This window comes from Actinomadura geliboluensis, from assembly GCF_005889745.1.
GTDB classification, from domain to species: Bacteria; Actinomycetota; Actinomycetes; order Streptosporangiales; family Streptosporangiaceae; genus Spirillospora; species Spirillospora geliboluensis.
Genome location: NZ_VCKZ01000220.1, coordinates 1 through 15,331, shown reverse-complemented (window position 1 = coordinate 15,331; position 15,331 = coordinate 1). Strand labels below are relative to the sequence as shown.

General features: G+C 71.4%; 12 protein-coding genes. 7 read left to right on the top strand and 5 right to left on the bottom strand.

Annotated elements, in window-relative coordinates; all coding sequences use genetic code 11:
* The 4 genes from ETD96_RS26460 to ETD96_RS26445 all read left to right on the top strand — a co-directional run.
* Positions 1-451, top strand: a 451-nt coding sequence (locus ETD96_RS26460) for an ABC transporter permease (protein ID WP_138639197.1), incomplete at its 5' end; no start/stop codon positions are given.
* Positions 448-1,242, top strand: coding sequence for an ABC transporter permease (locus ETD96_RS26455; protein WP_138639196.1), 795 nt, complete (start codon positions 448-450; stop codon positions 1,240-1,242). The genes ETD96_RS26460 and ETD96_RS26455, both read left to right, overlap by 4 nt.
* Complete coding sequence (locus tag ETD96_RS26450) at positions 1,239-2,996, top strand: dipeptide ABC transporter ATP-binding protein (protein WP_138639195.1); 1,758 nt, start codon at positions 1,239-1,241, stop codon at positions 2,994-2,996. Before ETD96_RS26455 ends, ETD96_RS26450 begins: the two co-directional genes overlap by 4 nt.
* Positions 2,993-4,657, top strand: a complete 1,665-nt coding sequence (locus ETD96_RS26445; RefSeq protein WP_138639194.1) for an ABC transporter family substrate-binding protein — start codon at positions 2,993-2,995, stop codon at positions 4,655-4,657. Before ETD96_RS26450 ends, ETD96_RS26445 begins: the two co-directional genes overlap by 4 nt.
* Positions 4,658-4,674: 17 nt before the next feature.
* On the opposite strand, the gene ETD96_RS26440 is transcribed toward ETD96_RS26445, so the two are convergent.
* From ETD96_RS26440 to aceB, 5 genes are all read right to left on the bottom strand, one after another.
* Positions 4,675-5,394, bottom strand: coding sequence for a hypothetical protein (locus tag ETD96_RS26440; protein WP_138639193.1), 720 nt, complete (start codon positions 5,392-5,394; stop codon positions 4,675-4,677).
* Positions 5,395-5,526: 132 nt separating this feature from the next.
* Positions 5,527-6,813: a (Fe-S)-binding protein gene (locus ETD96_RS26435; RefSeq protein WP_138639192.1), complete on the bottom strand. Its 1,287-nt coding sequence runs from the start codon at positions 6,811-6,813 to the stop codon at positions 5,527-5,529.
* A complete protein-coding gene (locus ETD96_RS26430; protein ID WP_138639191.1) occupies positions 6,813-8,009 on the bottom strand; it encodes an FAD-binding oxidoreductase in 1,197 nt (398 codons plus the stop codon). The genes ETD96_RS26435 and ETD96_RS26430 overlap by 1 nt, the downstream gene beginning before the upstream one ends.
* Positions 8,009-9,448 carry an FAD-linked oxidase C-terminal domain-containing protein gene (locus tag ETD96_RS26425; RefSeq protein WP_171069244.1) on the bottom strand — a complete coding sequence of 480 codons (1,440 nt, stop codon included), beginning with the start codon at positions 9,446-9,448 and terminating at the stop codon, positions 8,009-8,011. The genes ETD96_RS26430 and ETD96_RS26425 overlap by 1 nt, the downstream gene beginning before the upstream one ends.
* Before the next feature lie 100 nt (positions 9,449-9,548).
* Complete coding sequence (gene aceB / locus ETD96_RS26420; protein WP_138639189.1) at positions 9,549-11,156, bottom strand: malate synthase A; 1,608 nt, start codon at positions 11,154-11,156, stop codon at positions 9,549-9,551.
* Positions 11,157-11,377: 221 nt separating this feature from the next.
* Between aceB and hflX the strand changes: the two genes are divergently transcribed.
* The 3 genes from hflX to ETD96_RS26405 all read left to right on the top strand — a co-directional run.
* The gene (gene hflX, locus ETD96_RS26415; protein ID WP_138639188.1) at positions 11,378-12,820 is read left to right on the top strand and encodes a GTPase HflX; all 1,443 of its coding nucleotides are present in this window, start codon (positions 11,378-11,380) and stop codon (positions 12,818-12,820) included.
* Positions 12,821-13,261: 441 nt separating this feature from the next.
* Positions 13,262-14,476 (top strand): imidazolonepropionase, encoded by a 1,215-nt coding sequence (hutI, locus tag ETD96_RS26410; RefSeq protein WP_138639187.1) that lies wholly within the window; start codon positions 13,262-13,264, stop codon positions 14,474-14,476.
* Between the two features lie 15 nt (positions 14,477-14,491).
* Positions 14,492-15,331 (top strand): DegV family protein (locus ETD96_RS26405; RefSeq protein ID WP_138639186.1); only part of this gene is annotated, 840 nt, incomplete at its 3' end.

Sequence of the window (15,331 nt, the reverse complement as noted above, 5' to 3'; positions counted from 1 at the left end):
GGGGGAGCCTCGCAGCCTCGCTGATCAGGTGCGGCATCTGCTGCTTCCGATGGCCACGATCGCGCTGGCCCAACTCGCTCTGTACAGCCGGTACCAGCGCGGGCTGATGCTGGACGTCCTGCGTGCCGATTTCGTGCGGACCGCAAGGGCCAAGGGGCTCTCGCAGCGGAGTGCCTTGCTGCGGCATGGGCTGCGCACTGCGTTCGTATCGATGACGACGTACTTCGCCTATGCGTCCGGGCTGCTCATTCTCGGGGGCGTGTTCACCGAGAAGGTCTTCGGGCGGCACGGCATGGGCGAGTGGCTCGTCGACTCGATCGCGCGCGGCGACGTCAACGTGGTCGCGGCGATCGACTGCGTCGCCGCCTGCGCCGTCGTCTTGGCCGGCCTTGTGTCGGACGTCTTGAACGCCGCCCTCGACCCGAGGGTTCGGTCCGGGGTCGCGGCATGACCCGGCGGGGTGTTGTCGGGCTCGCGCTCCTTGTGTCGGTGTTCGTCCTGGCGTTCGCGGGGCCGATCGTGGCGCCGTGGCGCTGGGACGAGACCGACTTCGGGGCGTTCGGTCAGGGGCCCTCGGCGCGGCACTGGCTGGGGACGACGCAGAGCGGGCGGGACGTTTTCGCGCTCACGCTGCGCGGGGCGCGGAAGTCGCTGGTCATCGGGCTTCTGGCCGCGCTGCTCTCGACGGCGTTCGCCGCTGCCGTCGGCACCGTCGCCGGGTTCGCGGGCGGTTTGCTCGACCGGGCCCTGATGTGGGGCGTCGATCTCCTGCTGGTCCTGCCGTCCTTCCTCGTCGTCGCAGTTCTGGCACCGGGCAGAGGATGGCCTTTGCTCGCGCCCTTGCTCGCTGCGTTCCTGTGGATGCTCACCGCCAGGGTGGTGCGGGCGATGACGCTGTCGGTGCGCGAGCGCGAGTACGTGCTCGCCGCCCGGTTCGCCGGGGTGGGCGCGCCGCGCGTGCTCGTCCGGCATGTCCTGCCGCAGGTCGCGTCGTTCCTGGTCGTGGACGCGAGCCTCACCGCCGGCGTCGCGATCGTCGCCGAGGGCGGGCTGTCCTTCCTCGGCTTCGGGGTCCGTCCGCCGGACGTCTCGCTGGGCACGATGATCGCGGAGGGGCGGGGCGCGGCGGCCACCTGGCCGTTCATGTCCGCCGCGGGGCTGCTCGTGCTGATCGTCCTCGCCGTGAACCTGGTCGGCGACGGGGTGCGGGACGTCCTCGATCCGCTGCGGGACGTGCGATGACGGGGCTGCGCGTCAGCGGTCTGACGGTTGATCTTCCGGTCAGTGGGCGCGCCGTGCGCGGGGTCGGATTCACGGTCGAAGCCGGGGAGGTCCTCGGGGTCGTGGGCGAGTCGGGGGCGGGCAAGACCATGCTCGCGCTAGCCCTGATGGGGCTCCTCCCGGACGGTGCCGAGGTCACGGGGTCCGTGCGGTTGCGTGGTGAGGAGCTGATCGGGCGATCTGATGCCGAGTTGTGCCGGGTGCGCGGCGACGACCTGGCGATGGTGTTCCAGGAGGCGGCGCTCACGCCTGTCCGCACCGTGGGCGATCAGGTCGCCGAGGCGGTACGGGCCCATTCCAAGGTCGCACGGGCGGCGGCGTGGGCTCGGGCCCTGGAACTGCTCGAACTGGTGGGAATCGCGGCAGGTCGGGCGCGCGCGTACCCGCACGAGTTCTCCGGCGGGATGCGGCAGCGGGTGATGATCGCCATGGCCGTCGCGAACCGTCCCGGCGTGATCCTGGCGGACGAGCCCACGGCTGGCCTGGACGTGACCGTCCGGGCGCAGGTCTTGGACGTCCTCCGCACCGCGAAGGACGCGACCGGCGCCGCACTCGTGCTGATCACGCATGACCTGCGGCTCGTCGAGGACTTCGCCGATCGCGTCATGGTGATGCGCGAGGGGCGGATCGTTGAGACCGGGCCGGTAGAGCGGATCTACCGGGAACCGCGTGCGGCGTACACGGCCGAGTTACTGCGGTCCATCCCGCGTGTGGAAGACAAGGGTGTGTCGCAGCCTCGGCCTGAGCGTCCTGTCGTACTGCAAGTGGACGGCCTTGTCCGGCACTACCCCGTCTTCAAGGGGACGCTGGTGCGGCGACGGGTCGGCAGTGTGCGTGCGGTCGACGGCGTCGGCTTCGACGTCCGGGAGGGCGAGACCCTTGCGCTCGTGGGGGAGTCCGGGTGCGGTAAGACCACGACCTTGCTGGAGATCCTGCGGCTGGCAGGGCCGCAGGACGGCCGTGTGGTCGTCTTTGGCCAGGACACGGCGTCGCTGAGTGCGGCTGGCCGCAAGACCCTGCGGCGGGATGTCCAGGTCGTGTTCCAGGACCCGGCCGCGTCGCTCAACCCTCGGATGCGCGTGGCCGACATCATCGCCGAGCCGCTGGTCACGCATGGATTCCCGCCATTGCGGATCGGAAGCCGAGTGGGGGAGCTGCTGGAGCTGGTGGGCTTGGAGGCCGACACCGTACGGCGCTATCCCCACACACTCTCTGGCGGGCAGAAGCAGCGTGTGAGCATCGCACGGGCTCTGGCTCTTGAACCGCGTCTGCTGCTCTTGGACGAACCTGTGTCGGCTTTGGACGCGCCCGTGCAGGCGAGCGTCATGGCTCTGCTGGAAAGCCTCCGCGACCGTCTTGGCCTGGCATATCTGCTCGTCGCCCATGACCTGGCCGTCGTCCACCGCATCGCGGACCGGGTCGCTGTCATGTACATGGGCCGCATTGTCGAACTGGGGCCGACCCAGGACGTGTACGAGGCACCGGCTCATCCCTACACGCGCGCAATGCTGCGACGCGTCCCTCTGCAAGGAGACTCACCAGACCCGATGTCACCACCCACTGGATGCCGTTTCCGCTCCCGATGCCCCCGCTACGTCACGGTCGCCGAACAGGACGCCCGCTTGTGCGATGAACAGGATCCGGAGCCCTTGAAAGACCCAGACCGGCTGGTCGCCTGCCATCATCCCCTCATCGGAGCCGAGGTCGAGCAGTGAAACGGATACTCGGCGCGGTTCTCCTGGGCATCGTGCTCTTGAGCGGATGCGGCGACATCGGCGAGCAGAACGATTCATCCGGGCGGCTGCCGGGCGCTGACGTCAACCCAGTCCCGCGCGACCGAATCGTGAACGGCGGCACGCTCCGCTGGCCGCTGCCGGAGTTTCCGTCACAGTGGAATTTCCACCATCTCAACGGCACCAAGGGCGCGGTGGACCATGTCATTCAGGGCGTCCTGCCTTATCTGATGCGCGCTGACGAGAAATCCGTCCCTCATCCCGTCCCGGAGTATCTGGAGTCGGCCACGCTGAAGCGCACCAAGGGGGGCCAGAGCGTCACCTACCGGCTCAACCCTCGGGCCAGATGGTCTGACGGCCGCCCCATCGGATACGCCGATTTCGTCGCGCAGGCTCGTGCGCTTTCCGGACGCGACCGGCGTTACGAGGTCTCCACTGACAGCGGATACCGCCTGATCAAACACATCGAGCAAGGCCCCCGCGAAAACGACGTGAAGGTGACGTTCACCCAGACGTACGCCGACTGGCGCAGCCTGTTCAGCCCGCTCTACCCGGCCGTCGCCTACTCCACCCCACGTGCGTTCAACACCGGCTGGATGAACGCACTGCTCGTGACCGCAGGTCCGTTCAAAGTCCAGCGAATCGACCGCACCGACAAGACCGTCACTTTGGCCCGCGACCCGTCCTGGTGGGGGCCGCCCGCGAAACTCGACCGCATCGTCTACCGCGCCATGGACACCAGCGCGATGCCCGGGGCGTTCGCCAACCATGAGATCGACCTGATGGACATCGGGCTGGACGCGAGCGCGATGCGGCGCGTCCAAGGCGTCCCCGGTACCGACATACGCCGCGCGGGCGGACCCGACTGGCGGCACTTCACGTTCAACGCCGCTTCGCCCGTCCTGTCCGATGTGCGCGTACGGCGGGCGGTCATGCTGGGCATCGACCGGGAGGTCATCGCACGGTCCGACCTGTCCGGCTTGGGGGTGCCGGTCCAGACCCTCGGCAACCACTTCTACGTCAACACCCAGAACGGTTACCAGGACAACTCGGCCGTCCTCGGCGGATACGATCCCGCGCAAGCCGGACGGCTCCTGGACGAGGCGGGCTGGCGACAGCACGGCAAGTACCGTGCCAAGGCCGGACGCACGCTCGCGCTGCGCTTCGTGGTGCCTTCGGGCGTCCCCATCAGCGCACGCGAAGCGGAACTGGCGCGCGCGCTGCTCGAACGTATCGGTGTCCGGGTGGACATCCAGCCCGTTCCCGCCGACGACGCCCTCGACGCCCACGTGACCAAGGGCGACTTCGACATCGTCCCGTTCTCGTGGCTGGGCACCTCGTTCCCGGTGTCACCGATGCGGGCGGTGTACGCCCGGCCGCACGCCGGCCGCGTCCAGCAGAACTACTCCCGCACCGGGACCGCCGCCATAGACGCGGCGATGGACCGGGCGATCGCGGAGACCGACCCGGCGAAAGTCCACGACCTCGTGAACGGAACCGATCGGCTCATCTGGCGCCAGGCGTCGGTGTTGCCGCTGTACCAGCGTCCACAACTCGTCGCAGCGCGCGCGGACCTGGCCAACATGGGGGCGTGCGGCTTCCTAGAGCCCGACTACCAGGACATCGGGTTCACCAGTCGCTGAGCCACAAGGCCGGACGGTTACGGGAAGGCGAGCTGGATGCCCTTGCGGTCGCTGGTGTAGCGCGCGTTCCACACGTAGAGCCGCAGGTCGTCGGCGGAGACGCCGTCGTCGACCGGCAGCTCGGAGGCGATCCGCACGACGTAGGAGGCGCCGCCCGGCATCATCATGCTGCCGCTGTCGTCGACCGGCGGCTTCGACCCGTCGATCCGGGCGGTGATCTTGCTGTGGTTCGGCAGCGTGCACATGTCGTCGGGGATGCCGGCCTGCGGCATGCACCGCTCCTGCGCCGCCTTCGGGACCTGCGCCTTCGGCATGAACAGGTCGGCGGGGTAGTCGAGCAGGACGGGCCGCCGCTGCGTGTTGGTCAGGATGTAGTCGGCGTAGGCGTACGTCGTTCCCGACGGCGGCGCCGCGGTGGCGCCGAGGGGCTGCCGGTCGGTCCCGGCCCGGACCGCGGCGAGGCTGTAGCCGTAGCCCTCGGGGGTCGTGAAGTTCACCGGCGGGCCCGCCTTCGGCGCGGGGACGGCCGAGCCCTGCTGCGTGCCGTCGCCCTGGCTCGCCAGGGTCGGCTGGGCGGTCTCCTGGGCGGTGTCGCCGCCGGGCCGCAGGAACACGATCCCGGCGGCGATCGCGGCGATGCCGACGGCGCCGGTGACGGCCCCGGCGAGGCCGAGCCGGCCCGCGGCGGTCTTCTTCCGGCGGCGGTGCGAGCGGTAGGGCTGGTAGCTGTTGGACATGGTGGTGCGTGCTCCCTCGGGCCTTCTCCAGGCTCAGTAAGCGCGTCCTTCCGAGCTGTCGTCGGCAACGGCGGCAACGGCGGCAGGCCACGATACCGGACGCCCGGAACGGCGGTGTCCCAGGCCGGCGGGTTACGAAGTGCGCGCGACGAGGGCGTCGCGGCCGAGCCCTCGCAGGGAGGCGTCCAGCACCTGCGCGGTGTGCGCGACCGCGATGCCGGCGCCGCGCCGGCGCAGCGCGGTGGCGATCTGCATCGAGCAGCCGGGGTTGGCGGCGACCAGTAGTTCGGCTCCGGTGGCGTCCACGTTCACCGCCTTGCGGTCGCCGAGTTCGCCGGCGGCCTCCGGCTGGAACAGGTTATAGGTTCCGGCGGAACCGCAGCAGATGTCCGGTTCGGCGATCTCCCGGACGGTCAGCTCGGGGATCGCGGCCAGCAGTGCGCGGGGCTGGCTCCGCACGCCCTGGGCATGGGCGAGGTGGCAGGCGTCGTGGTAGGCGACGGTGACCGGAAGTGGCCGCCGCTCCGCGCGGGGCCCGAGTTCCGCGAGGTACTCGGCGAGGTCCCTGGTCTTGTCCGACAGCGCCGCGGCGCGCGCGGCCCAGGCCGGCTCGTCGGCGAGCAGCGTCCGGTACTCCTTCATCGCCGACCCGCAGCCCGCCGAGTTCACCACGATGACGTCGACGGACTCGAACGTCTCGATCGTCCGGCGGGCGAAGGCGCGGGCCTCCCCGGCCCGGCCGGAGTGCAGCGACAGCGCCCCGCAGCAGCCCTGGCCGCGGGGGATGACGACGTCGCAGCCTTCGAGGGCCAGCACGCGGGCCGTGGCCGCGTTGACGCCGGGGAAGAACTCGCTCTGCACGCAGCCGGTCAGCATCCCGACCGTGGCGCGGCGCTCGCCGCGCGCCGCGACCCGCTCCGGCAGGCGCGGCGCCTTCCCGAGCGGCGGCGCGAGCCGCTCCATCGCCGCGATGGACGGCGACAGGCGCTCCAGGACGCCGCTGCGCCGGACCAGGCGCTCCAGACCCGACTTCTGGTAGGCGCGCAAAGGCCCGCGCAGAGCACGGAGCCTCCGCTTGTACGGGAACAGCTGGAAGACCATCTCCCTGATGGCCCGCTCCTTCAGCGAACGCGGGTGCTCGTCCTCCACCTGGGTGCGGGTGATCTCGATGAGACGGTCGTACTGGACGCCGGACGGGCATGACGTCACGCAGGCCATGCACCCGAGGCAGCGGTCGAAATGCTCGGCCATCGGCTCGTTGAGCGGCGCGCCCTCAAGGTGCTGCTGCATGAGATGGATACGGCCCCTTGGGGAGTCCATCTCCTCGCCCCACAGCACGTAGGTCGGGCATGTGGGGAGGCAGAAACCGCAGTGGACGCAGTCGTTCAGGAGATCAGGGAGATCGTCCTGGGCGCTCATCAGATTCCTCCCACGAAACGGCCCGGGCACAGCCTGTGGTCCGGGTCGAACTGGTCTTTCACGCGCCGCATCAGGGCGAGCGCCGGAACCGGCCCCCACAGGTCGATCTCGCCGCGCACCTCTTGCGGCGCGTAACGGACGACGGCGTGGCCCCGGTGCCGGGACAGGACGTCCCTCAGCCGCCCTAGTACGTCGGCCACATCGCCTGGTGACATCTCCGGGGCCAGACCGACGTGGCCGTTCCCGCTGCCGCTCCATGTGACCGCGGCGTCCGGCCCGAGCAGGGTGAGGACTTCGCGGAGCGCGGGCGGCGGTGCGCTGATGTCGATGAGGGTGGTTCCGTCCGGGTAGCGTCCCCAGCCGTCCGGTGCGGACTCGGAGATCTCGGAGTGCTCCCCTAGGAGCTGCTGCGTCTGCCCAGCGCGCGCGGCGACGCCCTCAGGCACGCCTTCCAGGAGCACCGAGACCGTACCGGGGCCGATGTACTCGACCGCACTCGGCGCCACAGGGGAGTGGAGGACGCTCTGGACGGCGTCATGTGCGTCCCCCGGCCCGTTCACGGCGCACGTCACGTACGCGGACGCGGCGGGGATCGGATGGAGCCGGAACGTCGCCTCCACGATCAGCCCCAGAGTGCCGTAAGAGCCGGAGAAGAGCCGGCCCAGGTCGTACCCTGCGACGTTCTTGACGACCTTGCCGCCCGACCGCGCGACCTGGCCGTCCGCCCGGACGACCGTCAGCCCGATGACCAGGCTCCGGGGCGTCCCGTAGAGGGTGCGGAGCGGCCCCGCGGCGCCGCTGGCGACCGTCCCGCCGACCGTGGAGCCGGGCAGGGGGACGTCCAGGGCGAGCCGCTGGCCGTGCTCGGCGAGGCTCTCGTTGAGCCGCTCCATGGGGAGCCCCGCCTCGGCCTTGGCGACGAGGTCGCCGGCCGTGTGCTCGACGAGCCTGCCCAGCCGGTGGGTGTCGACCAGCAGATCGCAGCGCCGCGGCGGCGTCCCCCAGTCCAGCCGGGTCTCGGCGCCGCGCGGGACGACCGCGAGACCCTTCTCGGCGGCGACGCGCATGACGTCGGCGGCCTCGGCCAGGTCCTTCGGGGCGGCGACGAGCGCGGGCTCGACGCCGAGCACGCCCTCGGCGGGCTCGCCGGGGCGCACGTCGGCGCAGACCTTCGCCAGGGCGTCCAGGGGCCGCATCAGAAGATGTCCGCCTTTCCCTCGTACGGGTGGGGCCCCTTGCGCTTGCCGGGCACCTCACCGCAGAGCCGGGGCGTCGGGAAGACCTTGCCCGGGTTGCACAGCCCCGCCGGGTCGAACCCGCAGCGGACCATCTGCATCGTGTCCAGGTCGGCGTCGGTGAACATGCGCGGCATGTACCGGGCCTTGTCGACGCCCACGCCGTGCTCGCCGGTGATGGAGCCGCCGTGCTGGATGCACAGGTCGAGGATCGCCCCCGACACCTCCTCGGCGCGCTCCTCGGCGCCCGGCTCGGAGTCGTCGAACAGCACCAGCGGATGCAGGTTGCCGTCGCCCGCGTGGAACACGTTCGCGACCCGCACGCCCGACCGCGCCGACAGCTCGTCGATGCTCGCCAGGACGTCCGGCAGCACCGTCCGCGGGATCACCCCGTCCTGGACGAGGTAGGCCGGGCTGATCCGGCCGACCGCCGCGAACGCGGACTTGCGGCCCTTCCAGATCAGCGCCCGCTCCGCGTCGTCGGCGGCGATCCGGATCTCGAACGCGCCCGCGTCCCGGCACAGCCGCTCCACCTCGGCGAACTGGGCCGCGACCTCGGAGTCCGGGCCGTCCAGCTCCACGATCAGCACGGACCCGGCGCCCGCCGGGTACTCGCAGCGCACCGCCGCCTCCGCCGCCTCGATGGCGAGCGCGTCCATCATCTCGATCGCCGCCGGCACCACGCCCGCGCCGATGATCGACGACACCGCGGTGCCGCCCGCCTCGATCGAGTCGAACGCCGCCAGCAGCGTCTGCACGGTCTCCGGCACCCGCGTCAGCCGCACTGTGATCTTGGTGGTGATGCCGAGGGTGCCCTCCGCCCCGACGAACACCCCGAGCAGGTCGTAGCCGGGGGCGTCCGCCGCGAGCTCCACCAGCTCGCCGTCCGGCGTGACGATCTCGCACGCCAGCACGTGGTGCGCGGTGAACCCGTACTTCAGGCAGTGCGCGCCGCCGGAGTTCTCCGCCACGTTCCCGCCGACCGAGCAGATCTGCTGGCTGGACGGGTCGGGCGCGAAGTAGTACCCGTACGGGCGGACGGCCCGCGTGACGTCCAGGTTGATCACGCCGGGCTCCACCACGGCGCGCTGCCCGGGGATGTCGATCTCCAGGACGCGGCGCATCCGGGACGTCACGATCAGCACGCCGTCGGTGCGGGGGAGGGCCCCGCCGGACAGGCCCGTCCCAGACCCGCGCGCCACGTAGGGCACGCCCGCCGCCGCGCACTCCCGCACGATCGCCGCGATCTGCTCGGCCGTGTCGGGCAGCACGACGACCCCGGGCGTCGCCCGGTGGTTGGTGAGGCCGTCGCACTCGTACGTGCGCAGCCGCACCGGGTCGGTGATCACCCGATCCGCTCCGAGCAGCGCCTCCAGCCGGGACCCGAGCGCCGTGAGCATGGACTCCACTCTTACCACCATCCTCCGCCCCCGACACCCCCGCAAGATCCGGAGCCGGACGGCCCGCGGCCGCCCGGCTCTCCGCACGCGCCGCCCGCGGTTACGGGAAGCGCTGGTAGGCCGGCGTGGTCAGGAACTCGGAGTACTCGTCCGCCAGGGTGACCTCCTTGAAGAGGGCCACCGCCTGGTTGTAGCGGGGCTCGTTGTACGCCTGCCCCAGCTCCGTGCGGATCTTGTCGAGCTCCTCGTCCAGGAGCTGCTCGACCCACTCCTTGGTGATCTTCCGGCCCTCGGCGGTGGAGACGCCGTTGTAGATCCACTGCCACACCTGGGAGCGGGAGATCTCGGCGGTGGCCGCGTCCTCCATCAGGTTGTGGATGGCGACGGCGCCGGCGCCGTCCAGCCAGGTGGCGAGGTAGCGCAGCGCCACGTCGATGTTGTTGCGCAGGCCGGCCTCGGTGATCTCGCCGGGGGTGTCCTTGACGTTGAGCAGGTCGGCGGCGGTGACGCTGACGTCCTCGCGGAGCCGGTCCCGCTGGTTCGGCTTGTCGCCGAGGACGCCGTCGAAGACCTCGCGGCAGACGGGGACGAGGTCGGGGTGCGCGACCCAGGAGCCGTCGAAGCCGTCGCCGGACTCGCGGGCCTTGTCGGCGCGGACCTTCTCCAGCGCGACCTTGTTGACCGCCTCGTCCCGGCGGGACGGGATGAACGCCGCCATGCCGCCGATCGCGTGCGCGCCGCGCTTGTGGCACGTCCGGACGAGCAGCTCGGTGTAGGCGCGCATGAACGGCGCCGTCATCGTGATCGCGTTGCGCTCGGGGAGGATGAACTCCGTGCCCCGGTCCCGGAACTTCTTGATCACCGAGAACAGGTAGTCCCAGCGGCCGGCGTTCAGGCCCGCGGAGTGGTCGCGCAGCTCGTAGAGGATCTCCTCCATCTCGAACGCGGCCGGGATCGTCTCGATCAGGACGGTCGCGCGGATGGTGCCGCGCGGGACGTCCAGGTGGTCCTGCGCGAGGTTGAAGGCGTCGTTCCAGAGCCGCGCCTCGAGGTGGCTCTCCATCTTGGGCAGGTAGTAGTACGGCCCCTTGCCCTTGGCCAGCTGGCGCCGCGCCGAGTGGAAGAAGTAGAGGCCGAAGTCGAACAGCGACCCGGACATGGGCTCGCCGTCGACGAGGAGGTGCTTCTCCTCCATGTGCCACCCGCGCGGCCGCACGACGATGGTCGCGAGCTCCTCGTCGGCCTTGAGCGCGTAGCTCTTGCCGGACTTGGCGTCGGTGAAGTCGATGGTGCGGTCGAGGGCGTCCCGCAGGTTGAGCTGGCCCTCGATCATGTTGTCCCACAGCGGCGTGTTGGCGTCCTCGAAGTCGGCCAGCCACACCTTCGCGCCGGAGTTGAGCGCGTTGATCGTCATCTTCCGGTCGGTGGGGCCGGTGATCTCGACACGGCGGTCCACCAGGCCGGGCGCGGGCTCGGCGACGCGCCAGGAGTCGTCGTCGCGGACGTTCGCGGTCTCGGGGAGGAAGTCGAGCGTCCCGCCCGCCGACAGCTTGCGCTGCCGCTCCGCGCGGGCCTCGAGCAGCTCCTTGCGGCGGGCGCCGAGGGCGCGCTGCAGGGCGGCGAGAAGGCCGAGCGCCTCGGGGGTCAGGATCTCCTCGTAGCGGTCGCCGAGAGGTCCGGTGACCTCGACGCCTTCCAGTGCGGCCATCTGCCTCGCCCTTTCGTATAGCGAAATTTGACTTCTGTTATGTGGAGAACCGTACTCGGCGGTGCGAGGTGCGGTCAAAGCGGGTATCCCTTGCGAGACCTCCCCGCGCGCGCTTGCGTCAACCCACGGGGAAACTGGGGATAAGCAGGTGACCTCCGGGACGGTGCGTGAGACGATCGCCGGGAAGATACGGCCGCGAGGCGGCGTTCTACCGAGGACATATGACTGAACCTTTCTCTGCAGACCAGACCCAGACCCAGATCCAGGACGACGTCGAGTACGAGCCCCTGACGGGCGAACTCGACCTGGAGGACCGCCGCGCACTGCGCCGCGTCGCGGGGCTGTCCACCGAGCTGACCGACGTCACCGAGGTCGAGTACCGCGCCCTGCGGCTGGAGCGGGTCGTCCTCGTGGGCGTCTGGACGGACGGCACGGCCGCCGAGGCCGAGAACTCGCTGCGCGAACTGGCGCTGCTCGCCGAGACGGCGGGCTCCCAGGTGCTCGAAGGGCTCGTCCAGCGCCGGTCCCGCCCCGACGCGGCCACCTACATCGGCTCCGGCAAGGCCGCGGAGCTGCGCGACATCGTGATCTCCACCGGCGCCGACACCGTCATCTGCGACGGCGAGCTGGCCCCGAGCCAGCTGCGGCACCTGGAGGAGACCGTCCAGGTCAAGGTCATCGACCGGACCGCGCTGATCCTGGACATCTTCGCCCAGCACGCCAAGAGCCGCGAGGGCAAGGCGCAGGTCGAACTCGCGCAGCTCAACTACCTGCTGCCGCGGCTGCGCGGCTGGGGCGGCAACCTGTCCCGGCAGGTCGGCGGGCGCGCCGCGGGCGGCATCGGCATCGGCGGCCGCGGCCCCGGTGAGACCAAGATCGAGCTGGACCGGCGGCGGATCCGCACCCGGATGGCCAAGCTGCGCCGGCAGATCGCCGAGATGGGCAAGGCGCGCGACACCAAGCGCGGCGAGCGGCGCCGCCACCAGGTGCCCGCCGTCGCCATCGCCGGCTACACCAACGCCGGCAAGTCGTCGCTGCTCAACCGGCTCACCGGCGCCGGGGTGCTGGTGGAGGACGCGCTGTTCGCCACCCTCGACCCGACCGTCCGGCGGGCCGAGACGCCCGGCGGCCGCGCCTACACCCTCGCCGACACCGTCGGGTTCGTCCGGCACCTGCCGCACCAGCTGGTGGAGGCGTTCCGGTCGACGCTGGAGGAGGTCACCGACGCCGGGCTGATCCTGCACGTCGTGGACGGCTCCGACGCCGACCCCGAGGCGCAGATCGACGCCGTCCGCGAGGTGCTGCGGGAGATCGGCGCCGACGCGATCCCCGAGATCATCGTGATCAACAAGGCGGACGCGGCCGACGACCTCGCCGTCGCCCGGCTGCGGCGCCGCGAGCCGCACAGCGTCGTCGTGTCCGCCCGCACCGGGTTCGGCATCGAGGAGCTGCGCGCGGCCATCGAGGCCGACCTCCCGGGGCTGGAGAGCGAGCTCCACGTCCTCGTGCCGTACGAGCGCGGCGACCTTGTCGCGCAGGTGCACGAGCGCGGTGAGGTGCTCAAGCTGGAGCACATCGCCGAAGGCACCGTCCTGCACGCCAGGGTCCCCGCCGGTCTCGCCGGGGAGCTCTCCCGGTACGAGACCGTGGCCCCCACGGCCTGACCCTCGACCCACCGGGCCCAGCACGGGCCCGGTGGGTTTCGGCTGCTCAGAGACCGGCTTAGGGCTCGTCCGGAACCAGCGGAAGCACCGTTCGCGTCGCCGTACGGTGACAGCTTGTCCAATCCGCTTGACGGTTCGGTTGAAGTCCGTACGGTCTTTAGCACTAGGGGCGGGGTGATGGCTGTCGATGCGCTACGACGAAAGGTTGTCGGACGGGCCTTCGGTGCACTACCGTGACGAAACCGATATCTCCGGTCTCGTTGCCAGCGGTGGTCGCCCGGCCACCCGACCCTCCATTGGTGAGTCGCCGGCACCCTGCCGGTGTTTCGGATCGAGAGCAGGTGGCCATGGCAGGTCCGAACACTGGAACGAGGGCGAGCGGCCCGCTCCAGCGCCAACCCGCGCGGCTGCGCGCACGGCTCGATCCAGGTCGGTGACGCCATGACCGTACGGCTGTTGACGAACATCGGCAGGCTCTGGACGGGCACCGACGTCTGCAGCAACGCCGCGGTCCTCATCCACGACGACCGCATCGTCTGGGCCGGGCCCGCCTCCGACCTCCCGCAGAGCGTCCCCGGCATCATCGACGACATCGTCGACGTCGACCACGTCGAGAACCTCGGCGGCGGCCTCGTCACCCCCGGCCTCATCGACGCGCACTCCCACCCCGTCTACGCGGGCAACCGGTGGGCCGAGCTCGCCATGCGCACCAGCGGGTCGTCGCACTCCGCCATCACCGCGGCGGGCGGCGGCGTCAACTCCACCGTCACCGTCACCCGGGGCACCGACCCCTGGACGCTCTGCAACGGCGTCCGCGAACGGCTCCGCCAGTGGATCCTCGCCGGCACCACCACCGTCGAGGCCAAGACCGGCTACCACCTCACCCGCGACGGCGAACTCGCCGACATCCGGATGCTGCGGTCGCTGGAGGGCGAGCCGTCCATGCCGCGCATCCACGCGACGTTCCTCGCCGCGCACATCCTGCCGCCCGAGTTCTTCGGCCGCCGCCGCGACTACATCGAGGCCGTCCGGCTGTGGGCCGGCGACGCCGCCGTGGCCGGCGCCGACTCGATCGACGTCTACTGCGACGAGGGCCACTTCACCGCCGAGGAGGCCCGCGCCCTGCTGCTCACCGGCAAGCGCGCCGGGCTGAAGGCCCGCATGCACGCCTGCGCCAACGAGCGCGTCGGCGCCGCGCAGGTCGCCGCCGAGGTCGGCTGCGCGTCCGCCGACCTGCTCACCCAGGCCAACGACGACGACATCAAGGCCCTCGCCCACGCCGGCGTCACCGCCACCGTCTGCCCCGGCAGCTCCCTCAACAGCAGCCGCGCGCCCGCCCCCGTCCGGCAGATGCTCGACCGCGGCGTCACCGTCGCCCTCGGCACCGACCACAACCCCGGCCAGTGCGGCATCACCTCGATGCCGCTCGTCATCGGCCTGTCGGTCGCCATGTTCGGGCTGAGCGTGACCGAGGCCCTGCGCGCCGCCACCCTCGGCGGAGCCGCCGCCCTGCGCGTCGGCGACCGCGGCTCCCTCGCGCCCGGCATGCTCGCCGACATCGTCCTGTGGGACGCCGACCACGAGGGCGCGTTCGCGTGGGCGTTCGGCCTGCGCGCCCTGCGCATCTGGCGCGGCGGCGTCCCCGTCCAGCCCTGACGCGCCGCCCGCTCAGTGCCACCACCCAGCGCGGTCGCGGTCGTCACCGACTCCACCGCCTACCTCCCGCCCGGCCTCGCCGAACGGCACGGGCTGATCGTCGTCCCGCTCCAGATCGCCGTCGGAGGCACCACCCGCGACGAGGGCGACATGAGCACCGCCGAAGCCGCGCGGGCGCTGAAGGAATGGCACCCCGTCACCACGTCGCGCCCGGCCCCGGAACGCTTCGCCCGCGCCTACGAGACCGCCGCCTCCTCCGGAGCCCGCCACATCGTCTCCGTGCACCTGTCGTCCGCCCTCTCCGGGACGGTGGAGGCCGCCCGCCTCGCGGCCCGCGACGCCCCCGTGCCCGTGACCGTCATCGACAGCGGCACCATCGGCCTCGGCCTCGGCTTCGCCGCCCTCTCCGCGGCGTCCGAGGCCCTGTCGGGCGGCACCGCCGAATCCGCCGCGTCCGCCGCCGTCCGCCGGGCCGGACTCACCCGTTCCCTCATCTACGTCGACACCCTCGAACACCTGCGGCGCGGCGGCCGCATCGGCGCCGCCGCCAACCTCCTCGGCTCCGCGCTCATGGTGAAGCCCCTCCTGGACATCGCCGATGGACGCATAGCGCCGCTTGAGAAGGTCCGCACCTCCTCGCGCGCGCTTGCCCGGCTCGAAGAACTCGCCGTCGCCGAGGCCGGTGACCGCAGGGTCGACCTGGGCATCCAGCACCTCGCCGCCTCGACCCGTGCGGAAGCCCTGGCGGCCCGCCTCCGCGAACGCATCCCGCACGTCGAGGACGTCTACGTCGGCGAAGTGGGCCCGGTCATCGGCGCCCACAGCGGCCCCGGCATGCTGGGCGTGGTCGTGGCG